Source organism: Nonomuraea sp. NPDC004580 (assembly GCF_040609855.1).
GTDB lineage: Bacteria > Actinomycetota > Actinomycetes > Streptosporangiales > Streptosporangiaceae > Nonomuraea > Nonomuraea salmonea.
Genome location: NZ_JBEXLH010000004.1, coordinates 1 through 23,438, shown reverse-complemented (window position 1 = coordinate 23,438; position 23,438 = coordinate 1). Strand labels below are relative to the sequence as shown.

Genomic DNA, 23,438 nt, shown 5'->3' with positions numbered 1-23,438 from the left:
CAGAACCGCGTTCGAGCCGTTCAGACCACGGATGGGACGACATTGGACGAAATCGGACGCAACTCGTTTGATGCCCGTGGCCCCCTTTGTCAGAATGACCGCCATGGGCGAGTGGGGCGGTCATCCCAACGACATCTGCCCCTACCAGGGTCTCGCTCCGTTCGAAGCGGGAATGTCCGAGCTGTTCTTCGGCCGTACGCGGGCGACCCGCGATCTTCTTGACCGGCTCGGCCGGCGGCTGGCCGGACGCGGCTCCGTCCTGCTCGTCTCGGGCGCATCGGGTGTCGGCAAGTCGTCCCTGTTACGCGCGGGCCTGCTCCCCGCAGTGGACAAGGGCGAGCTCCCGGCCGCCGGGCCGCGGGAGTGGCGGTGCCTGCTCACCACGCCGACCGCGACGCCGTTCCGCACGCTGGCCGAGGTCTGGGTCAAGGAGTTCGGCGGCGACGCGGAGAGGGTGGCCACGCGGCTGCGCGCCGACCCGTGGCGGCTGCTCGACGAGGCCGACGGGCGGCCGCTGCTGGTGGCCGACCAGTTCGAGGAGCTGTTCACGCTGGTGGGCGACGAGCACGAACGCCAGGCGTACGTGGCCACGCTGCACGCCCTCACCGGCGGCCCGCACGGCGCGGGCGTGGTCGTCGGGGTCCGCGCTGACCACTGGGACCGCTGCGCCGCCTACCCCCGCTTCGCCGAGGCCATCCAGGACGGGCAGGTCATCGTCGAGCCGATGACGGAGGCCGACCTGCGCCTCGCCATCACCGGCCCGGCCGCCGCGGCCGGGCTGCAAATCGAGCCTGGCCTGGTGGAGACCATGCTCACCGAGCTGCGGACGGGCTCGGGCGACCGTCCGCCGGCCGGCGCGCTGCCCCTGCTCTCGCAGGCGCTGCGCAACACCTGGGAACGCCGTACGGACGGCACGCTGACCCTGCGCGGCTACGAGGAGTCGGGCCGGGTCCGCGACTCGGTGCGCCGCACGGCCGACGAGGTGCTCGGGCGGCTGTCACCGCAGGACCGCAAGGCCGCCCTGCGCATCTTCCGCCGGCTGACCCTCATCACGGCGGGCGGCCGGGTGGCGCGGCGCGGGGCGCGGCTGGCCGAGATCCACGCCGCCGCATCCGCGCACACCCCGCAGCGGCGCGAGCAGGTGGGGGCGCTGCTGTCGGCGTTCGCCGACCGGCGGCTGCTCACCCTGCACGAGGACGGCGCCGAGATCTCCCACGACGCGCTGCTGACCGCCTGGCCCACGCTGCGGCAGTGGCTGGAGCCCGACCTGGCCGCTCAGGGGGTCTACGACCGGCTGGTGGAGGCCGCCGCCCAGTGGGCCGACCACCATCGCGACCCCGCGTTCCTCTATCGGGGGGCGCGGCTGCTCGCCGTGCGGGACAGCAGGCCCCGCTGGGAGCGCGACCCCGACAGCTTCCCGCCGCCCGGGCCCGTCGTGGACGGCTTCGTCGCGGCATCCGAGAAGGAGGAGCGGCGCACGAGCCGCCGCCGCAGGCTCGCCGTCGCGAGCCTCGCGACGCTGTCGGTGCTCGCCCTCATCGCCGCCGCCCTCGCCGCCGGCGCCGCGGACGAGGCGGGACGCCAGCGCAGGGTGGCACTCTCCCGCCAGCTCGCCGCGCAGAGCGAGGTCACCGGCGACGTCGCCCTGGCCTCGATGCTGGCCGTCGCGGCCTGGAAGATCGCCCCCACCGACGAGGCACGCAACCGCCTGCTGACCGCCGCGACCGGCACCGGCAGGGGCGAGCTCACCGGGCACGTGCGCGGCGTCAGGTCACTCGCGCTCAGCGCCGACGGCAGGATCGCGGTGACCGGCGGCGACGACGGCACCGCGCGCATCTGGGACGTCGCCAGCCGCAGACAGCTCGGCGCCCCGATCACCCGCGCCGAGTTCGAGTGCTCCGGCGTCCAGGTGGCGCTCAGCCCCGACGGCAAGACCCTGGCCACCGGGTGCATCAGCACCGTCCGCTTCTACGACGTGGCCACCCGCCGCGTGCTGGGTCCCGATCTGAAGCATGACGCGGTCGTGTCGGCGCTGGCCTACAGCCCCGACGGCGGGACGTTCGTGACGGGTGACTTCCGCGGCGTCGTCCGGCAGTGGGATCCCGTCACGCACCGCCCGAGCGGCCCCGCCATGGGGCGTCCCGACCACGGGCCCGAGCTGGCGAGCATCGTGCAGCGGGTGGTGTTCAGCCGGGACGGCAGAGCCATGGCCGTCGCCCGGGGCCTGGCCGTACGGCTCTGGGACCCCGCCACCGCCCGCCCGCTCGGCGCCCCGTTCGCCGAGCAGAACGAGGGCCCCCTCTACGACATCGCGCTCAGCCCCGACACCAGGACGCTCGCGACCGCCGGCGGCGACGGCGCGATCCTGTGGGACACGGCGTCGGGCCGGCGCACGGGCGCGCTCAAGGACCGCGGCGGCGGCTTCTCCTCGGTCGCCTTCAGCCCCGACGGCACCAGGATCGCCACCGGCGGGACCTCCGGCCGTACCGTGCTGTGGGACACGACCAGCCGGCAGCAGGTCACCGCGCTGCAGGCCAACTACGCGGGCGTGGGGCGGGTGGCGTTCAGCGCCGACGGCAAGCTGCTGGCCGCCGCGAGCGCCGACGGCGTCGTCCGCTTCGCAGAGCCACGGGTCCACCTGCAGGTCGGCACGCCGATGCGGGCGCAGCACGCGGTCGCGCTGAGCCGCGACGGACGGACTCTGGCGACCGCGGGCCCCGGCGCCCGCGACCCCGACGTGCTGTTGTGGGACGTCGCCACCCAGCGCCCCATCGGCCCGCCGCTGCGCGCGCCCGGCGCCCGCGGCCCGGTCATCAGCATGATGTTCACGCCCGACGGGCGCACGCTGCTGACGTCCGCCATGGACGGCCTGCGGATCTGGGACCTCGCGAGCCGCCGCGTGCTCGCCCATGACCCCGTGTTCAAGGGCGTGGCCGCCTTCAGCACCAACGGCAGGTTCGTGGCCGTGCAGCACGAGCAGGAGATCGCGTTCTGGGACGTCGCGAGCCGCCGCGAGTCAGGGCCGCGCATCCGCGTGGACGACCACACCGACGTCATCACCGGCATGGCCATCAGCCCTGACGGCAGGACGCTGGCCAGCGCGGGCTTCGACGCCCGGGTACGGCTCTTCGACGTCGCCACCCGCCGCCAGATCGAGGGCACGCCGCCCGCGGTCGCCGGCGGGCTGGTCAACGACCTGGACTTCAGCCCCGACGGCACGGTCCTGGCGTACACGGCGGACGACAACGCCGTGCGGCTGTGGGACGTGCCGCGCCGCCGCACCAAGGGCGTCGCCCTGGTGCCGAAGGACGCCGCGCCCACCACGGTCGCGTTCAGCCCCGACGGTCAGGTGCTGGCCACCGGGCTGCAGGGCGGCGACGTGCTGCTGTGGGACCTGCGCGTGTACCGGCCGCTCGGCCATCCGATGACCGGCCACACGCGCGGCGTGGCCGCGCTCGCCTACTCCCCCGACGGCACGAAGGTGGCCTCGGTCTCCGGCGACGGGACCGCGCGGCTGTGGGACGCCCGCACGCCCGCCGACCTCGTGGCCGCGGCCTGCGCCAACGCCGGCCGCTGGCTCACCCGCGGCGAGTGGGCGACGCTCGTGCCCGAGGAGGAGTTCCGCCCGACGTGTACGTGACGCTCGATCGCACCCATCACATCAGGAGAAGGGCCGGCATGTTCCTGCGAGGGCTGAGACGGCGGACGGGCAGGCCGGTGCCCGAGCTGGTGGACCTGTTCCGGTCGATCATCGACGGGGGCCGCGACTTCCATCCGATCGCCTCCGACTTCCTTGAGCACTTCATGGACGGCGTCGGCGAGTCGCGGACGATGTCCCTGCGCTGGCTGCGCTCGTTCAAGGTGATCAAGAAGGCCGAGCGCAAGAACCAGCGCCGCTTCGAACGCCAGCTCCTGCGCCGGGCCGGCACGCTGGAGGAGCACGGGTCGGCCTGGCTGCACGACTACTGGGACGCCCGTGTCAACGCCTTCATCGGCACCGAGCTGTTCTACGTCAGCCGCATGAGCCTGCTGCGCTCGCAGGGCTCGTTCGTGCTGACCAGGCAGGGGCGGGAGGTGCGGGTGTCCGGCACCGTACGGCACCGCTGGTTCGACCCCTACGACTGGGACCGCGGGCGCTGGGTCTACATCCCCCGGCACGGGTTCGTGCCCATCGCGGTCGGGCGTGACCTGGTGGAGGCCGACGAGGCGCGCAACTTCCTCATGGAGGCGCGGCACGTCCAGACTGTGGAGGGGGTGTGCGTTCCCGGCCGCCGGCGGGGGCGGGCGACGTTCACGTGGGCGCTGGTCAGGACGGGAGAGCAGTGAGCGAGGATCGTCCCCTTCCGCCCGATCCGGCGCAGGCGGGTGACGCGGCGGAGTTCGTCGCGGCGCTGGTACGGCTCAGGCAGTGGGCGGGCGAGCCGTCGCTGAGCCGGCTGCGCGCGCTGGGCGGGCAGGTCACGGCGGCGGACGGCGCCCTGGTGGACGCGCTGCCGAAGAGCACGACCTCGCACGTGCTGCGGCAGACCGATCGGTTGCCGCGCTGGGAGTTCGTACGGGCGTTCGTCGCGGCCTGCCTGCGGTCCTGCGATCATTCCGAGGAGCTGATCGGCGGGGAGCTGGAACGCTGGCGGGCGGCCAGAGCCGCCCTCGCCGGACCCGCCACTCCCCCAGCGACCGCCCTCCCGTCGGCGGCTCCCCCGCCGGACGCGGCTCCATCCCCGCCGGCCCCTCCCCCGCAGGCCCCTCCCCCGCAGGCCCCGCCCCCACAGGCCGCTACGCCGGAGGCTTCTTCGCCTGAGGCCCCCTACGCGGGCTCCGACCGCGACCCGGCGGTCGATCTGCTCGTGCGCCGGGTGCTGCGCGAGGAGGACAGGGCACGCAAAGGGCTGCTGGGCGGTTACGACATCGCGCCCGTCTCCTTCGGCCCGAGCCTGGACGACCTGCACGCCATCGGCCGGTTCTTCACCGCCCTGCACCCCCAGCGGCTGCTGGTCGTGGGCGAGTCGGGCGCCGGGAAGACGGTCCTGGCGATCGAGCTGGTGCTGCAGCTCCTGGAGTCGCCGCTGGCCACCGGCCGCTCCCCGGGTACGGTCCCGGTCCGCCTGAACGCCGCCCGCTGGACCCCGGGCAGGCCCTTCGAGAGCTGGCTGGCCGAGCAGCTCGTGCAGGACTTCGGGCTCGCGGCCGGCGACGCGCACCGGCTCGTACGCGACCGCCGGGTCCTGCCCGTGGTGGACGGGCTGGACGAGCTGGACCCCGGCCCGCCCGCCGGCCCGCCGCGCCGGGCGATGGGCCTGCTGGCCGAGCTCAACCGCTACAGCGACCTGTCCGGGCGCCGGGCGGGGGCGGTCGTCGTCACCTGCCGCGCCGACCGGCACGCCGAGCTGCGCGCGGCCGGCGTGTGGCTGGACAACGCGACCGTGATCCGGCTGCACGACCTGAGCGTGGAGCAGATCGCCGTCTACCTGAAGGCGCGCTGGCCCGACGGTCACCCGTGTGCCGATCACCGCGACGGCATCCAGGCGGCGCTGTCGGGGCCTGACGGCCGGGCCGTGCACCTCGCGCTCGCGACGCCGTGGCGGCTGCTGCTGACCGCGACGGCAGTGGAGTCCGGCGCGGACCCGTACGAGCTGCTGCGGGTCGACCCGCACGCCGACTCGCGCACCGGGGCCGAGGTGATCGCCCGGCGGCTGCTGGAGGCGTACGTGCCGGCCGCGACCCGGCTGACGCCCAGGGCCGCGTACGGGACCGCGTACCAGCCGGAGCAGGTGCGGGCGTGGCTGGAGCATTTGGCGGCGCACCTGCGCCGGCAGGCCGGACACAGCGCGGGCGCCGACCGGCCGCCGCCGGGGCTGACCGCGATCGACCTCGTCCCCCACCTGTTGTGGCCGATCGGCGGCCGGTTCCTGGTGCGGGCGCTGCACGGCGTGTGCGCGGTGACGCTCGCGGTCGTCGCCATGGTCGCGTTCTGGACCGGCTCGGCGGCCGGTGACGTGGGCGGTGACGTTGGCGGGGACGCCGAGCAGGCGCTCACCTTGGCGCTCATGACGTCCTGGGTGGCGATCGTGACCGGCCTGTCGCTGTCGGCGTGGCCGGCCGCCGCGGGCGGGCGGGCCAACGTACCGCGACGGCGGCGGCTGATCGGCGCGCTGCTCGGCGCGCTGGCCGGACTGCCCGTCGGCGTGCTGGGCGGGCTGGCCGGGCTGCTGCTCACCGGCGGGACGGTGTTCGGGCCGCTGTTCGCCGTCGTCGCGGGCGGCACCGGCGGGCTGGCGCTCGGGACGGTCATCGGGCTGACCGCCGCAGGACGGGTCGGCGCCGGGCGCATGACGGTCGCCGAGGCGATCCGCGCCGAGCCGATCACGCTGATGGGTTTCGGGCTGTGCGGGGCGCTCACCGGGCTGGCGCCGCTGCGGCTGGCGCACGCCGGGCCGGTGGAGCTGGTCGCGGGGGTGGGCGGGGCGTTCGTGCTGGCGTTCGCGCTCGGGGTCGTCTTCAAAATCACCACCGGTGGGTGGAGCATGGACGCCGAGCTGGCCCACCCGCGCGAGGCCCTGCACCGCAACCCGACCATCGGGCTGGCCTTCGGGCTGACCGGCGGGATCGCGGCCTTCCTGGTGTTCGTGATGAGCCAGGATCTGGTCGTGTCGCTGCTGTGCGCGGTCGTCGGGGGTGTCTCCTTCGGCGTGAGCTTCGGCGCCGTGGCGTGGACCCGTACGATGATCGGCCTGATCGTCGCGGCCATGCGGGGGCTGCTGCCGCTGCGATTGTGGAGCTTCCTCGACTGGGCGTGCGAGGCCCGGCTGCTGCGGGTCAGCGGTGCGACGTACCAGTTCAGGCACCGCGAGCTGCAGGACTTTCTGACGCCCGCCGACTGAGGAACAATTGTCCAGTCCTTCCCGGACGCAGATGCGGCCGCCTCCGGGCGTTCCTTCCTCTCCGGCGCTCCGAGACACTTCGCGGCCACGGATCGGCGCCGTTTCCGCACCGGCGCGGCCACCAAGACCGCGGATTGCCTGGCGTTTCGGCGCCCCGCCACCTCACGGGACCGGACGATTCTCCAGCTCGTCCAGGAATCGCTCCACCACGCCGGTACGCCGCACGGCCTCCTCTAATGACTCCCCGATGATGCGGCCGGCCAGGTCGGTCGACAGGCGGCCGATGTCCGTGCGGAGTTCGGTGAATGCCGCTTGTCTGTCGACCTCTATCCGGGCGTGTGCCGCTGCGATGAGGTGGCGGGCCTCGGCCTGGGCCTGCGCGCGGAGTTCGGCCCTGATCTGCGCGCCCTGCTCGCGGGCCTCCTCGCGCAGCCGTGCCGCTTCGCGCCGGTCCTCCTCCATCTGCTCGTGGTATCGCCGCTCCAGATTCCGGACCTCGGCCTGGATTTCCGCCGCCCTCCTGATTCCACCGTCGATCGCGTCCGCCCGCTCGGCCAGCGTTTTCTGCAAGCGCGGAACCAGCAGTTTTCCGACGACGAACAGAATGACGAAGAACGTGACCAGGGCGACAACAGGCTCGTGCAAGTTGTCCGGCCAGAGAGGGTTCACGCATGGACCTTTCGTCGGCGCGGCCGTCAGAGCCCACGCAGCGAATTTCCGACGCACACCTGAGAACCCAAATTAACATTCAGAAGGTGGCGTGGGACCGCTCGATATTCGCCGGGTCCGGGCGCAGGAGCAGAACCGCGAGGACGGCGCCGGCGATGCGTGCGCGTCAGGCCGCGGCCACCGGGATGCCGTAGTCCCGCGAGTGCACGATGAGCCCGTCGCGGACGGTGATCACCATGACGTACGCCGTCGCGAACGGCTCGCCCGTGCCGATGACCGTGCCGTACAGGGTGAACTCGGCGACCACGACCTCCGGGTCCGCGGCCGGCCGCACGCTCACGACGTCGGCCCGCTCGAACCGCCGCAGCCCGCGCACCCCTTCGAGCCGGTCGCGGAACCGGTCACGGCTCCACCCGGCCGCATGACCACCCTCCTCCTGGACGCCCTCCGCCCGACGTGATCACCCCCGGCTGGCCGTTGTGATCAGGTCCGGCTCCACTTCTGCTCGGCCCAGGCCGGGTCGAGGGGCGTGGAGGCGATGTGGTTGGTGTAGTTGGACAGGGTCTTCATGCCGACCCCCAGCACGATGTCCAGCACCTGGCGGCGGGTGTGGCCCGCCGCCAGGAACGCCTCGATCTCGGCCTCGTCCACCCAGCCGCGCTGCTCCACCACCGCCCGGGTGAGGCGGCGGACGGCCTCCAGCGCCTCGTCGGCCGGCGGCCGGCCCGCGCGCAGGTCCTCGACCACCTCGGCGGGCACCCGGGCGCGCAACGCGAGGGTGGAGTGGGCGGCCACGCAGTACTCGCAGCCGTTGGCCACGCTGGCCGTGATCAGCACCACCTGCTTGGCCGCCGCCGACAGCGACGACCTGCCGAACTGCTCGGCGAGCGCGTTGTAGCCGGCCAGCAGTTCCGGCGACTCGGCCATCACCCCGTTCAGCGTGGTCACGAAGCCCATCCGCTTCTTGGCCGCCGCCAGCATGGGGCGGGACGCTTCGGGGGCGTCGCTCTCGTCGTACGTCCGGAAACCGCTCATCATCTCTCCTCGGTAGTGGTGAAACCGTTGAGCACGGCGCGTACGGCCGCCAGCAGCGCGGCCGGCTCGGCACCGGCTCGCGAGCGCAGGTTGACGGCATACGCCTGAAGGGCCAGCGCTTCGGCGGCGGCCTCCACGTCCACGCCCGGCCTGAGCCGGCCGGCGGCGTGCGCGGCCTCCAGCGCGGCCCGCATCGCCGACCGCAGCGCGTCGTGGTGCCGGTCCAGGACGTCCCTGATCTCCGGCAGGCCGCCGATTCCCGTGGCGTGGGTGTTGGTGACCAGGCAGCCCCAGCGGGCGTGCTCGCCCGAGCAGCGCGCCGCCACCAGCCGTTCGAAGAACGCGGCGATGGCCGGCACGCCGCGCCCGTCGGCGGCCAGGGCGTCGAACACCGGCCGCGACCGCCGCTCCAGGTAGCGTCCCAGCGCGGCGGCCTGGAGCTGCGCCTTGCCGCCGAAGGTGGCGTACAGGCTGGAGCGGCTGAGCCCGGTCGCCTTGACGATGTCGGCGATCCCGGTGGTGTCGGCTCCGCGCTCCCAGAACAGGTCCACCACCCGGTCCAACGTCGCCTCGGGATCGAAGTGCTTGACATCGGGCATCCCGTGGCCTCCTAACTTGGAATAGTCATTCCAAGATAAGGACGGCGGGCCTTCAGCACAACCCCTGAGAAGGACATGGCGGCGTGGAGCTGGGCCACGGCCGCGACCTGCCGTCCGTGATCACCGCGCTGCTGCACGGCCACATCGACGCCGCCTTCGGCCGGGTCCACGCGCCGCTGCCCGCCGGGCTGACCCACCGCCTGGTACGCCTCGAACCCGTGGACGCCGTGCTCCACGCCGACCACCCGCTGGCGGAGGTGCCCGCGATCCGTCCCGCGCAGCTCAGCGACGGCCTGCTGTGGACCCCGGGCGCGCTGCACCGGCTGGACTTCCTGCACCGCTTCGCCACCGCCTTTGGCGTCCACCGGCACGCCGAAGGCCCGAACCTGGGGCTGGACCGGCTGCTCGCCGACCTCGCGGCCGACCCGCGCCGCTTCACCCTCCTGCCCGCCGACCTGCCGCTCCCGCCACACCCGAAGATCCGGCCGGTCCCGCTGATCGACCCCACCCCGCTGTACGCGTGGTCGCTGCTCTGGCGCGGCGACGGCGGCCACCCGCTGCTCGGCTCCTTGCTGAGCGCCTTCGTCAGGGAGGCCGAGCGCAACCGGTGGCTGGATTACGATCCCGCCCGCGACTGGCTGCCCGAGAGCCGGGATACTTGAGTCGATCAAGGCCGTCGGCGGGCCTATGGTGGGCGCATGAGTCATGCGAAGACGTCGTTCGTCTGCTTGCCGTGCCGCGCCTCGTACAAGCAGACCTACCCGCGCCGGGGGAGCGAGCCGCGCATCTGCCCGGGATGTGGCGGGGAGCTGATTCATGCGGGGTCGGCGTTCGCGGCCTCCGCCAGGCGGGACACCGAGGGCTGGCGGGCGCTGTCGGTGCTGCTGCACGCGGGCGTCCGCTTCCACATGGGCTGCTGCAGCGGGCCCGGCTACCGCCCGCGCACCCGTGCCGAGGTACGCGCCCGGCAGGCGTACGCGCGGGCGACGGGCATGCCGCTCGCCCGCGCCCTCGTACGCGAGGATCTTCCCTGATGAGCGGCAAGCCGCCGAGCGACGCCGAGACCGCCGGGCACATGCGTGAACTCGCCGACGTCTTCGTGGCGGGGGCGCGGGCCGAGGGGTTCGCCTTCGACTGGGACCCGGCGTTCATCCACCACCTCGACAACTACTGCGCCGCGTTCGTCGCCGCGAGGCCGGCCCCTGAGGTCGTGCACAGCGCGATCATGGGGGCCGGGGCGTACCTGGGCGAGATGATCGTCAGGAACTGCGGCTGGTCGTGGGTGTACTGCACCGACCAGCGGGCCGCCGCCGTGGAGAGCCCCGAGGGGCTGCGCGGCTACCCGCACAACAAGGTCGCCAAGCGCATCCACGAAGGATCCGAGCACGATCTCGCGGCGTTCTTCACGTACGCGCGGACGGGCGAGGCGCCGCACGGGACGACCGCCCGGACCTCCAAGGCTCCGTGGTGGCGACGGCTGCGGTCCAGGGCTTGATCGGCCGCCTTGCGAAAAAGTTCGCGGCGGGATGTCGAGAACGCGGCGGCGGCTCCGTCCCCGCTGTGAACACCGCGACGACGCGGACGGACGAAGGAGACCACGATGGCCAAATACCTGCTGCTCAAGCACTACCGAGGCGCCCCGGCGGCGGTCAACGACGTGCCGATGGACAAGTGGACGCCGGAGGAGGTCACGGCCCACATCCAGTACATGCGGGACTTCGCCGCCCGGCTGGAGAGCACCGGCGAGTTCGTCGACGCCCAGGCGCTCTCCCCCGAGGGCATGTTCGTCCGCTACGACGGCGAGGGGCGGCCGCCGGTCACCGACGGCCCGTTCGCCGAGACGAAGGACCTCATCGCCGGCTGGATGGTGATCGACGTCGACAGCCAGGAGCGGGCGCTCGAGCTGGCCGCCGAGCTGTCGGCGGCGCCGGGCGCGGGTGGCGAGCCGATCCACGAGTGGCTCGAGGTGCGGCCGTTCCTCACCGAGCCCGAGACCATCACGGAGTGATCGCATGGTGGACGAGGCCCTGCTGCGCACCCTCACCCCCATCGTGATCGGCATCCTCGTCCGTCGCGGAGCGGACTTCGCGGCGGCCGAGGACGCCGTACAGGAAGCCCTGGTCGAGGCCGTACACGCCTGGCCGGACGGCGCGCCACGCGACCCGCAGGGGTGGCTGGTCACGGTGGCCTGGCGCAAGTTCCTCGACGCCGCCCGCGCCGACACCTCGCGCAGGAACCGCGAGGCGCGCGTGGAGGTCGAGCCGCCGCCCGGCCCGAGCACGACGGTGGACGACACGCTGCAGCTGTACTTCCTGTGCGCGCATCCGTCGCTGACGCCGTCGTCGGCCGTGGCGCTCACGCTGCGCGCGGTCGGCGGGCTGAGCACGCGGCAGATCGCGCAGGCGTACCTGGTGCCCGAGGCGACGATGGCGCAGCGCATCAGCAGGGCCAAGCGGACCGTCGCCAACGTCCGCTTCGACCGGCCGGGGGACGTCGCCACCGTGCTGCGCGTGCTCTACCTGGTCTTCAACGAGGGCTACTCGGGCGACGTGAACCTCGCGGAGGAGGCGATCAGGCTCACCAGGCAGCTGGCCGGGATGATCGACCACGAGGAGGTGGCGGGCCTGCTCGCGCTGATGCTGCTGCACCACGCGCGGCGCGCCGCCAGGACCGGCTCCGGCGGAGGTCTCGTCCCGCTCGCCGAGCAGGACAGGCGGCTGTGGGACACCCGCATGATCGCCGAGGGCGTCGAGGTGCTGCAGGCGGCGCTCGCCCGCGACCGGCTGGGCGAGTTCCAGGCGCAGGCCGCCATCGCCGCGCTGCACGCCGACGCGCAGAAGGCGGAGGAGACCGACTGGGTGCAGATCGTCGAGTGGTACGACGAGCTCGTCCGCCTCACCGGCAGCCCGGTGGCCCGGCTCAACAGGACCGTCGCTGTCGGGGAGGCGGACGGGCCGCGCGCCGGGCTGGCCGCCCTGGCCGAGGTCGACCCGGCCCTGCCCCGCTACACCGCCGTGGCGGCGTACCTGCACGAACGTGACGGCGACCCGGCGACCGCGGCCCGGCTCTACGCCGAGGCCGCCAGGTCGGCGCCGAGCCTCGCGGAGCGCGACCACCTGATCAGGCAGGCGGCCCGGCTGCGCTCCTCCTAACCGAGGACGCAGAACTCGTTGCCCATCGGGTCGGCCATCACCGTCCACGGCACGTCGTCCTGCCCCACGTCGGCGAGCGTCGCGCCGAGCGCCTGCAGCCGGGCCACCTCCGCCGCCTTGTCCTCGCGCCGGTACGGCGCCAGGTCGAGGTGGAAGCGGTGCCACGCCGCGGGCTCGCCGTACGTGCGGATGAACTCGAGGTACGGCCCGACCCCCTTGGACGAGCGCAGCCTGGCGTAGACGTCGGTCAGCTCATGCACGGTCCAGTCGATCGCCTCGCCCCAGAAGCCGACCATGGCCCGCGGGTCCTCGCAGTCGACGACCACCGCGGCGATCGGCCCGGTGTCGCGGTAGATCTCCCGCGGCTCCAGGACGCAGAAGACGTTGCCCTCGGGGTCGGCCAGCACCGTCCACGGCACGTCGCCCTGGCCGACGTCGGCGGGGGTCGCGCCGAGCTCCTTCAGGCGGGTGACCAGCTCGGCGTGGTGGGCGTCGGAGGTGGTGGCGAGGTCGAGGTGGACGCGGTAGCGCACCGTCGCGGGGTCGGGGACGGCGACGATGTCGATGCACACGGCCGACGGGTCGGGCCAGGAGAAGCCGGCGGGCTCGAGGTTCGTCACGCCGGGCGCCTCGCTGCCCATGTCCCAGCCGAGCGCCTCCGCCCAGAAGCGGCCCAGCGCCGCGTCGTCCTTGGCCTTGAGGTTCACCTGAACGAGTTGCAACGACATGCGGCCCACCCTATCGGGACGTCCCGGCATGATCGCCGGGGTGCGGGCGGCGGCGCGGCGGGTGGCCGCCGAACTCGGGGTGGTGCTCGAAGTGCCACCACTCGTTGTCGTACATGCGGTAGAGGTCGTAGCGGGCGCCGTGCTCCTCCAGCCAGCGCGCGCCCTCACGCGGCCTGATGTCCAGCGCGATGCCCTGGACGTGGCACGACTCCGCCGGCGGCAGCACCAGCATGCGCGCCGAGGCCGGGGAGCCGGAGCGGCGTACCTCCTCGTCGAACAGCCGCTGCTGGGCGGCGGGGTCGCGGTAGCCGGAGGTGAGGCCGATGAGCTGGCCGTGCCGCCAGAGCGCCTCGGTGCGGGCCGCGCTGAACGCCGCTTCGGCGCCGCCGGTGAGCCCGGCCAGGTTCTCGGCGGGGAAGCGCAGGCCAAGCGCCCAGCCGCAGGCCAGCTCGCGGGCGCGGCCGGGACGGCGGGCGAAGGCCACGGGGAGCAGGACAACGGCGAGCACCAGCGTGGCCACCGCGTACAGCCGGTCTCGGAGCCGAGGTGGGAGGGTGTGTGGTTCGTCCATGGCGACTTACCATGGGCGGCGAATGTGCGCGCGCCGTCCGCCATATGTCATGGTTCGACGACGGCCGTGTCGGCTGGTCAGCGCTGGTCGGATCGTGACACGACCATGACATGGCGCGGACCGTGCGGGCACACGGCCGGTCGATAGTGGAGGGGTTGGACCGGCGGGTGGGATGACGGAGTGTGCCTTTGAGACAGGGCGGCGGATCGCGAGTGTTGTTGATCGAGGATGATTCCGCCGTGCGGGAGGGCCTTGAGCTGGCTCTGAGCCGGCACGGCCACCGGGTGCGCGCGGTGGAGTCCGGCGAGCAGGGGCTGGAGCGGCTGCGTGCGGATCCTCCGGACGTCGTCGTGCTCGACCTGATGCTGCCCGGCATCGACGGGTTCGAGGTGTGCCGGCGCATCAGGGCCGCCGGCGACGTGCCGATCATCATGCTGACCGCGCGGGGCGACGACTTCGACGTGGTGGCCGGGCTGGAGGCGGGCGCCGACGACTACGTGGTCAAGCCGGTGCAGCCGCGGGTGCTGGAGGCGCGCATGCGGGCGGTGCTGCGGCGCGTCGGCCGGGAGCAGGCGGAGCTCGAGCGTTACCGCGACCTGACGATCGACCGTGCGGGGCTGGTGGTGACCAAGCGCGGCGAGCCGGTCGGCCTCGCTCCGACCGAGCTGCGCATGCTGCTGGAGCTGTCCGGCACGCCGGGGCGGGTGCACAGCCGCCAGCAGTTGCTCGAGTCGGTGTGGGAGCACGGTTACTTCGGCGACTCGCGGCTGGTGGACGCGTGCGTGCAGCGGTTGCGCGCCAAGATCGAGGACGACTCGGCGGCGCCGGTCTACGTGCAGACCGTCCGCGGGTTCGGCTACCGGTTCGGACCCGTGTAGATGGCGGTGGCGTCCTTGGGGTTGCGTGCCCGGCTGCTGTCGGCGTTCGTGCTGCTGTGCGTGGTGACGGCGGCGGCGGTGGCCGGCATCGGCTACGTCAACGCGCGCGTCGAGATCCTGCAGCGGGCCCAGGACGCCGCGGTGGACGCGATGCGCGACCGGCTGGCGACGCTGTTCCCGCTGGCCACCGACACCCCTGGCCAGGACGACCTCGCGAGGATCGCCGCCGGCCTGCACGACACCAACTCCTCGGCCGTCGCCTTCTTCCGCGGGCAGCGCTCGCCGGGCCGCCCGGCCCCGCCGCCGGGACGATGGCGGTCCGGCGGGCCACCGCCGAAGCCGGACCTGGATGAGGCGGACATTCCTGCCGAGCTGCGGCGTACGGTCGCGGGCGGCACCATGGCGTGGCAGCGGGTGACCTGGCGGGGCCGGCCCCTGCTGATCATCGGCGCGCCGCTGCTGATCGCCGAGCCGGACGGGACGACCCGCAACTCCGGCATCGAGGTCTACACCGCGCACAGCCTGCTGCCCGAGCAGCGCAGCATCGACGGGCTCGCCCTGTGGGCGTGGCTCACCGGTGCCGCGGCGCTGGTGTTCGCGGTCGTGGTCGCCACGCTGGCCACCCGTGGCGTGCTGCGCCCGGTGCGCGAGCTGGGGCGGGCGGCGCGGCTGCTGGGCCAGGGCGAGCTGCGGACGAGGATCGCGGTACGCGGCTCCGATGAGCTGGCCGACGTGGCCCGTACGTTCAACGACACCGCCGCCGAGCTGGAACGGCACGTCGAGCAGCTGCGCGCGATGGAGGCCGACGCCCGCAGGTTCGTGGCCGACGTCTCCCATGAGCTGCGGACGCCGCTGGCCGCGCTGACGGCGGTCGCCGACGTGCTGGACGAGGAGGCGGCCGGGCTGCCCGAGCCCGCCGGGCGGGCCGCGCGGCTGGTCAGCCAGGAGACGCTCAACCTGACCGGGCTGGTGAACGACCTCATCGAGATCAGCCGCTTCGACTCAGGCGTCGCCTCCCTCGCGCTGAACGACGTGGACGTGGCCGAGCTGGTCCGCGCCACCCTGCGGACGCGCGGCTGGACCGACTCCGTGGAGACCGACCTGCCGTCCGGGGTGACGGCCCGCCTGGACCCGCGCCGGGTGGACGTCATCCTCGCGAACCTGGTCGGCAACGCCCTGCGCCATGGCGACCCCCCGGTGTCGGTACGCCTGTCCGCCGGAGACTCGTCCATCACCTTCGACGTCCGCGACCACGGCCCCGGGCTGGACGAGGAGGTACTCCCCCACGTCTTCGACCGCTTCTACAAGGCCAGCGCGGCGCGCGCCAGATCCGAGGGCAGCGGCCTGGGCCTGGCGATCGCCCGCGAGAACGCCCGCCTCCACAAGGGCGGCCTGACCGTCATGAACGCCCCGGACGGCGGCGCCCTCTTCACCCTCCGCCTCCCCCGCACCCCGGACGAGGACCTTGTCGAACAGGATGGGGCTGCCGGGTGACCAGGACGCTGAGGAGGCTGGCGGCCGGGCTGGTGCTGGTCGCCGTGGCGGGGTGTGGGGTGCGGCCCAGCGAAGTGATCCCCGTCGGCCTGCCGCCGAGCGGTGCCGTCGCGCCGGCCAGGGCGACCAAGCTCTACCTGGTGAAGGACGACCGGCTGCGGGCGGTGACCCGTTCCCGCGGCCGGTGGCATCCGGCGGACGTCCTGGCGGTGCTGGCGGACGGCCCGACGGCGAAGGAGCGGGCGCAGGGCTACACCACGGACGTCCCGCTGGACGCGGCCCCGTTCACGGTCGTCTCCGAGCCGGGCGGCCGCCTGGTGGTGACCCCGTTGGGCTCGTCCGGCGAGCTGTCGGAGCTGGCCGTCGGTCAGATCGTGTGCACGGTCGCCGCCCTGCTGCCGGGCGGCCTCGGCGAGATCACGGTCGCGGACGCCGAGCCGACCGTGGACCCACGGACCTGCCCGAGGTGACCGCGAGCGCCGCACGCTGAGCGGCGCTGAGCCGGTCAGGCGCCGCCTCGACGGCGTACATTCCACGCCCCGGCCGCCCCAGGACGAGCGGCCAGGAGAGCTCAGGACGCCGCCCGACCACGTCCAAGACATCGGCGGCCCGCTGGACAGGCCAGCCCAGCGCCTTCGCGAGCGCGTCGACGGTGAGCGGCCGAGCAGCATGCACAAGAGCCGCAATCATCGTCATCGCGTCGCTCACCGAAGCACCGCCGTGACCGCTGTCAGGGTGCTGTCGGTCGTTGCCGTCCATGTGGTGGCTGATCCTGGCGAAGAACTGACCCATGGCGCGGAGCCTGGTGCCGGGTGGGGTTTCGGGGCCGAGCAGCTGCATGCCGCGTTGTGCGGCCTCGGCGACGCGGGCGTGGGCGCCGGTGTCGGACGCCGGACAAGGGTGCGGGCGTGCACGTGGTGGCGGTCTCCACGGTCAGCGACGGCGACCGGTTCTGGGACGCGCTGAAGTCGGCGTACGGGCAGCTCCCGCGCGGCGCGGCGTGGACGGTGGCGGTCGCCGGCACCGACGGCACGAAGGCGGTGAACGTCTTCGTCCACGACTCCGTGGACGGCGTCAGGAGCTTCGTCGAGCGGCACGTCGGCCCCTACGCCACCACGGAGTACTTCGAGGCGGACGCGGCCAACGCCATGGGCCTGCCGGCCGGTTGACGTACGTTATCCATGAGGATAAGTTATCCGTATGGATAAACGCCAGGCGGCGACGGCGGCGCGCAAGGAGCAGATCACCCGCACCGCCATCACCCTGCTGGCCGAGCGCGGCTACCGGGCGACCACCTTCGAGGCGATCTGCACCGAGGCCGGGCTGAGCAGCAAGCGCCTGATCACCTACCACTTCTCCGGCAAGGACGAGCTGCTCGCGGCCGTGGCCGACCAGATCGTGGCCGACAGCGAGCGCTACATGCTGGCCGCGCTGGACGGCGTGACCGGGGCCCGCGAGCTGCTCGCCGCCGTCATCAGGGCGAACGTGCGATTCATCGCCGACCACCCCCAGGAGGTGGAGGCGCTGCGGCAGATCCTGCTGAACGGCGGCCTCGGCGACTACGAGCACCACGACGTCGATTCGCAGCACCGGCTGGCCGGGCTGCTGGAGGAGGGCCGGCGCACCGGCGTGTTCCGCCCGTTCGACACGCGGGTCATGGCGGCGGCGCTGCGCGCCTCGATCGACGGCGTGGCGCCGCTCATCGCCGCCGGCATGGACCCCGGCCTCTGCGCCGACGAACTGGTCGAGCACTTCGACCGCGGCACACGAGCAGGAAAGGCAGAACGATGACCGCTGCAGAGCATGCCGGGCGGACGTACGTGGTCACCGGCTCGGCGTCGGGCATCGGCGCCGCGACCGCGGCCCTGCTGCGCGAACGCGGCGCCACCGTGGTCGGCTGCGACCTCGACGGCGCCGACGTCCGCGCCGACCTGTCCGCCCCCGAGGGGCGCAGGTCGCTGGTCGAGCAGGTGAGCGCGCGCGGGCCCATCGACGCCGTGCTCGCCGTGGCGGGCGGCGGCAGGACGGGGCTGCTGGAGACGAACTACTTCGGCGCGGTCGCGACACTCGAAGGGCTGCGCCCGCTGCTGGCGCGCAGCGCGGCGCCCAGGGCCGTGGCGGTGTCGTCCACGTCCTCGCTGGAGCCCGCGGACGAGCGCATCATGAAGGCGTGCCGCGACGGGGACGAGGACGCCGCGCTCGCCCTGCTGCGCGCCGAGCCGGACATGGGCGGCCCGTCCGGCGCCTACGGCATCGCCAAGCGGGCGCTGAACGGATGGGTGCGCAGGGCCGCGCCGTCACCCGCGTGGGCTGGGGCCGGCATCGCGCTCAACGCCGTCGCACCGGGCGTCGTGGACACGCCCGCCGCCGCGTACATCACGGAGAACGACGAGGTGCGCCGCGCCGTGGAGGCCGTGGCGCCGCAGCCGTACGGCGGCTTCCCCGGGCGGCCCGAATGGGTCGCCGAGCTGATCTGCTGGCTCGCCGGGCCGGCCAACAGGTTCGTCACCGGCCAGATCGTCTTCGCCGACGGCGGTGCCGAGGCGACCCTGCTCGGGGACCGTCACTGGAGCTGACGTCACCGACGAGGTCCCCGACGAGATGGCCGAGGTGGTGCTGCCCTTCCTGATAACCCCGCGTCCAGAACAGGTCCCTCGCCCGGGCGGCCACCTCGTCGATGTCGAACCCCCTGGTCCCTGCCATGGGACCCACCGAAACCTCTCTGGATCGAACGTTCAAAAATGCAGGAATGTCTTTGTCTGGGGGAAGGTTGAAGCCTGCATGAAGAAGATCGGTTTCCTGAGCTTCGGGCATTGGTCGGAGTCGCCGTATTCGAAGGCGCGCAGCGCGTCCGACACCCTGCTGCAGTCGATCGAGCTGGCGGTGGCCGCCGAGGAGCTCGGTGCCGACGGCGCCTACTTCCGGGTGCACCACTTCGCCCAGCAGCTCGCCAGCCCGTTCCCGCTGCTGGCCGCCGTCGGCGCGCGGACCAGCCGGATCGAGATCGGCACCGGCGTCATCGACATGCGCTACGAGAACCCGCTCTACATGGCAGAAGACGCGGGCGCCGCCGACCTCATCGCGGGCGGGCGGCTGCAGCTCGGCATCAGCCGCGGATCACCCGAGCAGGTCATCGACGGCTGGCGCTACTTCGGCTACGCCCCGGCCGAGGGCGAGACCGAGGCGGACATGGCCCGCAAGCACGCGGAGGTCTTCCTGAAGGTGCTGGAGGGCGAGGGGTTCGCCGAGCCGAACCCGCGGCCGATGTTCCCCAACCCGCCGGGCCTGCTGCGCCTCGAACCGCACTCCGAGGGGCTGCGGCGGCGCATCTGGTGGGGCTCCAGCTCGAACGCCACCGCGCGCTGGGCCGCCGGGCTCGGCATGCACCTCATGAGCTCCACGCTCAAGGACGACGAGAACGGCAAGCCGTTCCACGTCCAGCAGGCCGAGCAGATCCAGGCCTACCGTGAGGCGTGGAAGGAGGCCGGGCACGAGGGCGAGCCGCGCGTGTCGGTCAGCCGGTCGATCATGCCGATCGTGAACGACACCGACCGCGCGTACTTCGGGCACGAACGCACCAGCTCCGACCAGGTCGGCTTCATCGACGCCACCACCAGGGCCATCTTCGGGCGCACGTACGCGGCCGAGCCGGACGTGCTGGTCAAGGAGCTGGCCGGCGACGAGGCGATCGCCGCCGCCGACACGCTCCTGCTGACCGTGCCCAGCCAGCTCGGCGTCGACTACAACGCCCACCTGCTGTCCTCGGTGCTGACCCACGTCGCCCCCGCACTCGGCTGGCGCTGACGCGGCGAGCGACCCCGGTTTCTGTCGGTCCCGCCGCGCACAATCGCCTTGGACACCACTCTGGTACGGGGAGGCGCCATGGCGAGGGGTTCCAAGCGTGGAAGGCGGCGCGCGGGGCGGTGGCAGGGGCTGATCGCGGCGGCGGGCGCGCTCGGCGTCGCGGTCGTCTGGTTCGCCCGCGAGCATCCCGGCTGGACGGCGGCGATCGGGTGCCTGCTGGCGATGCTGTTCGTCGGCGGGCTGGTGTTGCGGCACCGGATGATCGAGGCGGAGCGGCGGCGGTTCCTGGCCGCCAACGCCGAGCTGGAGCGCGTCGATCGGCTGACGGGGCGCGCGTTCGAGCACCTCGTCGCCGAGCGGATGATCGCCGACGGGTTCCGTCAGGTCCGCGAGCGCGGCGGCGCCGGCGACGGCGGGGTCGACATCACCGCCGTCGCCCCCGGACACGGCAGGATCGCCGTTCAGTGCAAGCGGTACGCCAAGACGGTCGGCGCGCCCGACGTGCGCAACTTCCTGGGCGCGCTGGCCAACACCTTCGCCGGCCATAAAGGCGTCCTGGTCACCACCAGCACCCTCACCCGACAGGCCAGGCAGGAGGCCTTAGGCGCGCGCGAGCCCCTGATCCTCGTCGAACGCGACCACCTGGCCGACTGGCTCCTGGGCAAGGCCCCGTTGCTGCCCAGGAGCCGCCCGGCCAAGGGCGTGCTGCCTACCGGCGACGAGACCCCTGCCGGCTGAACGATCGAGGCGGGGGCTGCGGCGTGGCCGGCCGCAGGGCGGTCGGTCGTGAGGCGGTCAGTCGTGGTGGGGCTGTTCGTCGGTCCAGCCCGCCGACTTGACGACGAGCTGCGCCAAGGGAGTGCCGGGCCCCAGGCCGCGGAACGACCCGTCCTTGACGACCTCGCTGCCGCCCTTGAGCCGGTAGGTCGTCGGGTCGAGCACCATCGTGTACGTGCAGGTGATGCCTTCGAGCTCGCCCTCGGCGGTGATCGCGATCCCGCCGTCGCCATGGGAGGCCGTCACGCCCGGCAGATCGGCGAGCAGGCGGAACGTGGCGGCCCTGACCTCGGCGGAGGGCGCCTCGTACAGCAGGAAGGTGACGCCCCGCCGCAGCTTGTCCGCCGCGCCGCGGTTCTCGGTGCCCGGCGGGAAGAGCAGTTCCTCGAACCGGCTCGGGTCGGCGGCCGTCCGCGCACGCTCCGCGGCCCTGGCGGGGGCCTCGGCGCGGGCCTTGGCGGCCCTCTGCTCGCAGCCCTTGGGGTCCGGGTTCTGGGCGCAGATCCGCTGGACCGCCCGATCGCCGTCCTGGGGGTGATCCGCTGCTCCTGCCAGCCGGTGCCGGCGGGGTCGTCGCCGGGCACCCATCGGCCGTCGCGCCGGACGAATGACGTGGGCGAGACCGCCCGTTCCCACGCCTGCCTGTCACGCGACGTCAGCGGGCGCGCGGGCAGCGTCCGACGGAAGCTGGTGGCGGTGCCGTCCGGCTCGCGGGGGAGCCAGGAGTCCATCTCGTACGAGACGAGGACCATGTACGGCTCGGCCCCGTCGACAGGGACCGGGCGCGACTCCACGACGTGGACGCGCCGGAACCGCCCCTCCGGCTCCGCCGCGCTACGCTCCGCGGCGGCGAGCAGGATCGTCCTGGCCGAGAGCCCCTTGTCCACGCCCGGCGAATCGGTGCCGGTGACCGTCACGGTGAGCGCCACGGTGACCGTCACGGTGAGCGCCACGGTGAGCGCCACGGTGAGCGCCACGGTGAGCGCCACGGCGACCGCGGCGGCGGCCCCCGGATGTCGCTGTCGTGGCCGTTGACAGTGAGCATGTCGTGGGAGGATACGCCGCGGATCCCGTTCGAGACGCCCTGGCTCACGATCGCGGCGATCGTGATCGGCCTCCCCCTCCTCGCCGCGGCTCTCGGTGCGCTCTTGGCCCGCCAGCGACCCTGACCGCCTCAGGCGGCGCGGCGGCGCAAGGACGGCTGCTGCAGGGCGGGCGGCTGGTATGCCTGGTCGAGCCTGCCGACATCGGTGCCCGGCGGGACGATCTCGTCGATGCGGTCGAGCACGTCGGCGCTGAGCCGCACGTCCAGGCCGGCGAGCAGGTCGTCGAGGTGGGCCATGGTGCGCGCGCCGACCATCGCGGCGCTCACCCCGGGGTGTGCGGTCACGAACGCCAGCGCCAGGTGGTGGAGCGGCAGGCCGACCTCGCCGGCCAGCTCGGCGAACCGCTCGGCCGCCTCGATGCGGCGCTCGTCGTTGAGGTGCTTGAAGATGCCGGCGCGGCGCAGCTCGTTGGGCCGGCCGCGGCGGACGCGGCCGGTCAGCAGCCCCTGCCCGAGCGGCCCCCACACCAGGACGCCCAGGTGGTGGCGCTGCGCGACGGGCAGCACCTCGCGTTCGGCGGCGCGGTTGAGCAGCGAGTACGGCGGCTGCTCGGTGTGGAAGCGGGCCAGGCCGCGCCGCTCGGCCACCCACTGGGCCTCGACCAGGTCGGAGGCGGGCATGTTCGAGGTGCCGATCGCGCGGATCTTGCCCTCGCGGATGAGGTCGGTGAGCGCCGACAGCGTCTCCTCGATGGGGGTGCAGGGGTCGGGGACGTGCAGCTGATAGAGGTCGATGTGGTCGGTGCCGAGGCGGCGCAGGGAGTTCTCGACGGCGGTGCGGATCCAGCGGCGGGAGGCCCCTTGCCGGTTGGGGTCCTCGCCCATGGGGCGGCCGTACTTGGTCGCGAGCACGACGTCATCGCGCCGCCCCTTGAGCGCTCCGCCGACGATCTCTTCGGAGTCGCCGTAGGCGTCGGCGGTGTCGATGAGGTTGATGCCGGCGTCGAGCGCCTTGTGGATGACGCGGGCGGACTCGGCCGGATCCGGGTTGCCGACGGAGGTGGCGAACATCAGGGCACCGAGCCCGTACGAGCTGACCTTGATGCCGGTACGGCCGAGCGTGCGGTACTGCATGACGGACCTTTTCTTCCGGTGGATGAACCGGGATCCACTTTGGGGCGGGTCGGGCGGCGGCGGAAGAGACGTCCTTATCCGGGGACGTGCCGTCCCTGGCTACGCCACCACGGCATCGGGCATGGTGGAGGGGTGGACAGAGCTGAGCTGGCCGACTTCCTGCGCCATCGCCGTACCCGGCTGATGCCCGCCGACGTGGGCCTGTCGCGAGGCGCGCGGCGCCGCACGCCGGGGCTGCGCCGCGAGGAGGTGGCGCAGCTGGCCGGCATGTCCACCGACCACTACACCCGCCTGGAGCAGGCCAGGGGGTCGCGGCCGTCGCGCCAGATGCTCGCCGCCGTGGCCCGCGCGCTGCGGCTGTCGCGAGACGAGCGTGACCACCTGTTCTTCCTGGCCGGCGAGGAGCCGCCACGCGACCGTCCGGCCACCGAGCATGTACGTCCAGGCCTGCTGCTCATCCTCGACCGGCTGGTGGACACGCCGGCGCAGGTGGTCAACGATCTGGGCGACGTGCTGGCGCAGAACGCGATGGGCAAGGCGCTGCACGGCGACGTGTCCGCCCTGCCGGAGGCTGAGCCACCGCCCCGGTCCGCCTCGTCACGGTCTACGCCGGCGACGAGCAGGTCCAGGACCTCCTGACCCGCCGCGGAACAGCCTTCCACCGCGTCCTG

Annotated in this window: 25 protein-coding genes and 1 pseudogene; 18 read left to right on the top strand and 8 right to left on the bottom strand. The window is 73.4% G+C overall.

Going from position 1 to position 23,438, the window contains the following annotated elements; all coding sequences use genetic code 11:
• The first annotated feature begins 103 nt into the window (after positions 1 to 103).
• From ABZW11_RS07185 to ABZW11_RS07175, 3 genes are read left to right on the top strand one after another with little or no spacing between them, the layout of a single operon-like run.
• Entirely contained in the window at positions 104 to 3,640 is a 3,537-nt protein-coding gene (locus ABZW11_RS07185; protein ID WP_355413589.1) for an AAA family ATPase, read from the top strand.
• Positions 3,631 to 4,326, top strand: a complete 696-nt coding sequence (locus ABZW11_RS07180; RefSeq protein ID WP_355413587.1) for a hypothetical protein — start codon at positions 3,631 to 3,633, stop codon at positions 4,324 to 4,326. The genes ABZW11_RS07185 and ABZW11_RS07180 overlap by 10 nt, the downstream gene beginning before the upstream one ends.
• Complete coding sequence (locus ABZW11_RS07175; protein ID WP_355413585.1) at positions 4,323 to 6,881, top strand: NACHT domain-containing protein; 2,559 nt, start codon at positions 4,323 to 4,325, stop codon at positions 6,879 to 6,881. Before ABZW11_RS07180 ends, ABZW11_RS07175 begins: the two co-directional genes overlap by 4 nt.
• Before the next feature lie 162 nt (positions 6,882 to 7,043).
• Here the strand turns inward: ABZW11_RS07175 and ABZW11_RS07170 are convergent, their stop codons facing one another.
• From ABZW11_RS07170 to ABZW11_RS07155, 4 genes and pseudogenes are all read right to left on the bottom strand, one after another.
• Entirely contained in the window at positions 7,044 to 7,550 is a 507-nt protein-coding gene (locus ABZW11_RS07170; RefSeq protein WP_355413583.1) for a F0F1 ATP synthase subunit B, read from the bottom strand.
• 166 nt (positions 7,551 to 7,716) lie between these two features.
• A pseudogene (locus ABZW11_RS07165) lies at positions 7,717 to 7,947 on the bottom strand (nuclear transport factor 2 family protein); the annotation flags it as partial.
• An 86-nt stretch (positions 7,948 to 8,033) separates the two neighbouring features.
• The gene (locus tag ABZW11_RS07160; protein ID WP_355413580.1) at positions 8,034 to 8,585 is read right to left on the bottom strand and encodes a carboxymuconolactone decarboxylase family protein; all 552 of its coding nucleotides are present in this window, start codon (positions 8,583 to 8,585) and stop codon (positions 8,034 to 8,036) included.
• Positions 8,585 to 9,184 carry a helix-turn-helix domain-containing protein gene (locus tag ABZW11_RS07155; RefSeq protein WP_355413578.1) on the bottom strand — a complete coding sequence of 200 codons (600 nt, stop codon included), beginning with the start codon at positions 9,182 to 9,184 and terminating at the stop codon, positions 8,585 to 8,587. Before ABZW11_RS07155 ends, ABZW11_RS07160 begins: the two co-directional genes overlap by 1 nt.
• An 83-nt stretch (positions 9,185 to 9,267) precedes the next feature.
• Between ABZW11_RS07155 and ABZW11_RS07150 the strand changes: the two genes are divergently transcribed.
• The 5 genes from ABZW11_RS07150 to ABZW11_RS07130 all read left to right on the top strand — a co-directional run bounded on the left by ABZW11_RS07150 (position 9,268) and on the right by ABZW11_RS07130 (position 12,336).
• Positions 9,268 to 9,846 (top strand): LysR substrate-binding domain-containing protein, encoded by a 579-nt coding sequence (locus ABZW11_RS07150; RefSeq protein ID WP_355413576.1) that lies wholly within the window; start codon positions 9,268 to 9,270, stop codon positions 9,844 to 9,846.
• Positions 9,847 to 9,882: 36 nt separating this feature from the next.
• A complete protein-coding gene (locus ABZW11_RS07145) occupies positions 9,883 to 10,218 on the top strand; it encodes a hypothetical protein (protein ID WP_355413574.1) in 336 nt (111 codons plus the stop codon).
• Positions 10,218 to 10,679 (top strand): hypothetical protein, encoded by a 462-nt coding sequence (locus ABZW11_RS07140; protein WP_355413572.1) that lies wholly within the window; start codon positions 10,218 to 10,220, stop codon positions 10,677 to 10,679. The genes ABZW11_RS07145 and ABZW11_RS07140 overlap by 1 nt, the downstream gene beginning before the upstream one ends.
• A gap of 105 nt (positions 10,680 to 10,784) precedes the next feature.
• Positions 10,785 to 11,192 (top strand): YciI family protein, encoded by a 408-nt coding sequence (locus ABZW11_RS07135; protein WP_355413570.1) that lies wholly within the window; start codon positions 10,785 to 10,787, stop codon positions 11,190 to 11,192.
• Between the two features lie 7 nt (positions 11,193 to 11,199).
• Positions 11,200 to 12,336 (top strand): DUF6596 domain-containing protein, encoded by a 1,137-nt coding sequence (locus tag ABZW11_RS07130; RefSeq protein WP_355414050.1) that lies wholly within the window; start codon positions 11,200 to 11,202, stop codon positions 12,334 to 12,336.
• Here ABZW11_RS07130 and ABZW11_RS07125 read toward each other — a convergent pair.
• Both ABZW11_RS07125 and vanY-N read right to left on the bottom strand, forming a co-directional pair.
• Complete coding sequence (locus ABZW11_RS07125) at positions 12,333 to 13,064, bottom strand: VOC family protein (protein WP_355413568.1); 732 nt, start codon at positions 13,062 to 13,064, stop codon at positions 12,333 to 12,335. The two genes, ABZW11_RS07130 and ABZW11_RS07125, sit on opposite strands and share 4 nt — an antisense overlap.
• A gap of 10 nt (positions 13,065 to 13,074) precedes the next feature.
• Positions 13,075 to 13,635, bottom strand: a complete 561-nt coding sequence (gene vanY-N, locus ABZW11_RS07120) for a D,D-peptidase/D,D-carboxypeptidase VanY-N (protein WP_355413566.1) — start codon at positions 13,633 to 13,635, stop codon at positions 13,075 to 13,077.
• Between the two features lie 212 nt (positions 13,636 to 13,847).
• Here vanY-N and ABZW11_RS07115 point away from each other — a divergent pair, with 212 nt between their 5' ends.
• From ABZW11_RS07115 to ABZW11_RS07080, 8 genes are all read left to right on the top strand, one after another.
• Positions 13,848 to 14,513, top strand: a complete 666-nt coding sequence (locus ABZW11_RS07115) for a response regulator transcription factor (protein WP_355413564.1) — start codon at positions 13,848 to 13,850, stop codon at positions 14,511 to 14,513.
• Positions 14,514 to 14,519: 6 nt separating this feature from the next.
• Positions 14,520 to 16,007, top strand: coding sequence for a HAMP domain-containing sensor histidine kinase (locus ABZW11_RS07110; RefSeq protein ID WP_355414048.1), 1,488 nt, complete (start codon positions 14,520 to 14,522; stop codon positions 16,005 to 16,007).
• Positions 16,004 to 16,477, top strand: a complete 474-nt coding sequence (locus tag ABZW11_RS07105; protein ID WP_355413562.1) for a hypothetical protein — start codon at positions 16,004 to 16,006, stop codon at positions 16,475 to 16,477. Before ABZW11_RS07110 ends, ABZW11_RS07105 begins: the two co-directional genes overlap by 4 nt.
• 438 nt (positions 16,478 to 16,915) lie before the next feature.
• A complete protein-coding gene (locus tag ABZW11_RS07100; protein ID WP_355413560.1) occupies positions 16,916 to 17,176 on the top strand; it encodes a hypothetical protein in 261 nt (86 codons plus the stop codon).
• Between the two features lie 31 nt (positions 17,177 to 17,207).
• Positions 17,208 to 17,798, top strand: a complete 591-nt coding sequence (locus ABZW11_RS07095) for a TetR/AcrR family transcriptional regulator (protein ID WP_355413558.1) — start codon at positions 17,208 to 17,210, stop codon at positions 17,796 to 17,798.
• Entirely contained in the window at positions 17,795 to 18,583 is a 789-nt protein-coding gene (locus ABZW11_RS07090; protein ID WP_355413556.1) for an SDR family oxidoreductase, read from the top strand. The genes ABZW11_RS07095 and ABZW11_RS07090 overlap by 4 nt, the downstream gene beginning before the upstream one ends.
• A 205-nt stretch (positions 18,584 to 18,788) precedes the next feature.
• Positions 18,789 to 19,811, top strand: a complete 1,023-nt coding sequence (locus ABZW11_RS07085) for an LLM class flavin-dependent oxidoreductase (protein ID WP_355413554.1) — start codon at positions 18,789 to 18,791, stop codon at positions 19,809 to 19,811.
• Between the two features lie 78 nt (positions 19,812 to 19,889).
• Positions 19,890 to 20,549 carry a restriction endonuclease gene (locus ABZW11_RS07080; RefSeq protein WP_355413552.1) on the top strand — a complete coding sequence of 220 codons (660 nt, stop codon included), beginning with the start codon at positions 19,890 to 19,892 and terminating at the stop codon, positions 20,547 to 20,549.
• A 57-nt stretch (positions 20,550 to 20,606) separates the two neighbouring features.
• On the opposite strand, the gene ABZW11_RS07075 is transcribed toward ABZW11_RS07080, so the two are convergent.
• The gene (locus ABZW11_RS07075; protein WP_355413550.1) at positions 20,607 to 21,176 is read right to left on the bottom strand and encodes a hypothetical protein; all 570 of its coding nucleotides are present in this window, start codon (positions 21,174 to 21,176) and stop codon (positions 20,607 to 20,609) included.
• Positions 21,177 to 21,200: 24 nt separating this feature from the next.
• Here ABZW11_RS07075 and ABZW11_RS07070 point away from each other — a divergent pair, with 24 nt between their 5' ends.
• The gene (locus ABZW11_RS07070; RefSeq protein WP_355413548.1) at positions 21,201 to 21,623 is read left to right on the top strand and encodes a hypothetical protein; all 423 of its coding nucleotides are present in this window, start codon (positions 21,201 to 21,203) and stop codon (positions 21,621 to 21,623) included.
• Between the two features lie 139 nt (positions 21,624 to 21,762).
• Here the strand turns inward: ABZW11_RS07070 and ABZW11_RS07065 are convergent, their stop codons facing one another.
• On the bottom strand, positions 21,763 to 22,767 hold the full coding sequence (locus ABZW11_RS07065) for an aldo/keto reductase (protein WP_355413546.1): 1,005 nt from the start codon (positions 22,765 to 22,767) through the stop codon (positions 21,763 to 21,765).
• Positions 22,768 to 22,899: 132 nt separating this feature from the next.
• On the opposite strand from ABZW11_RS07065, the gene ABZW11_RS07060 reads away from it, so the two are divergent.
• Positions 22,900 to 23,406 carry a helix-turn-helix domain-containing protein gene (locus tag ABZW11_RS07060; protein WP_355413544.1) on the top strand — a complete coding sequence of 169 codons (507 nt, stop codon included), beginning with the start codon at positions 22,900 to 22,902 and terminating at the stop codon, positions 23,404 to 23,406.
• The last annotated feature ends 32 nt before the right edge of the window (positions 23,407 to 23,438 follow it).

Excerpts from the sequence above, each read along its gene's own strand:
- ABZW11_RS07145 (WP_355413574.1), top strand. The coding sequence starts at position 9,883 with ATGAGTCATGCGAAGACGTCGTTCGTCTGCTTGCCGTGCCGCGCCTCG.
- vanY-N (WP_355413566.1), bottom strand. The coding sequence starts at position 13,635 with ATGGACGAACCACACACCCTCCCACCTCGGCTCCGAGACCGGCTGTAC.
- ABZW11_RS07075 (WP_355413550.1), bottom strand. The coding sequence starts at position 21,176 with ATGGGTGCCCGGCGACGACCCCGCCGGCACCGGCTGGCAGGAGCAGCG.
- ABZW11_RS07185 (WP_355413589.1), top strand. The coding sequence starts at position 104 with ATGGGCGAGTGGGGCGGTCATCCCAACGACATCTGCCCCTACCAGGGT.
- ABZW11_RS07140 (WP_355413572.1), top strand. The coding sequence starts at position 10,218 with ATGAGCGGCAAGCCGCCGAGCGACGCCGAGACCGCCGGGCACATGCGT.
- ABZW11_RS07080 (WP_355413552.1), top strand. The coding sequence starts at position 19,890 with ATGGCGAGGGGTTCCAAGCGTGGAAGGCGGCGCGCGGGGCGGTGGCAG.
- ABZW11_RS07155 (WP_355413578.1), bottom strand. The coding sequence starts at position 9,184 with ATGCCCGATGTCAAGCACTTCGATCCCGAGGCGACGTTGGACCGGGTG.
- ABZW11_RS07095 (WP_355413558.1), top strand. The coding sequence starts at position 17,208 with ATGGATAAACGCCAGGCGGCGACGGCGGCGCGCAAGGAGCAGATCACC.
- ABZW11_RS07160 (WP_355413580.1), bottom strand. The coding sequence starts at position 8,585 with ATGAGCGGTTTCCGGACGTACGACGAGAGCGACGCCCCCGAAGCGTCC.
- ABZW11_RS07085 (WP_355413554.1), top strand. The coding sequence starts at position 18,789 with ATGAAGAAGATCGGTTTCCTGAGCTTCGGGCATTGGTCGGAGTCGCCG.
- ABZW11_RS07135 (WP_355413570.1), top strand. The coding sequence starts at position 10,785 with ATGGCCAAATACCTGCTGCTCAAGCACTACCGAGGCGCCCCGGCGGCG.
- ABZW11_RS07090 (WP_355413556.1), top strand. The coding sequence starts at position 17,795 with ATGACCGCTGCAGAGCATGCCGGGCGGACGTACGTGGTCACCGGCTCG.
- ABZW11_RS07125 (WP_355413568.1), bottom strand. The coding sequence starts at position 13,064 with ATGTCGTTGCAACTCGTTCAGGTGAACCTCAAGGCCAAGGACGACGCG.
- ABZW11_RS07065 (WP_355413546.1), bottom strand. The coding sequence starts at position 22,767 with ATGCAGTACCGCACGCTCGGCCGTACCGGCATCAAGGTCAGCTCGTAC.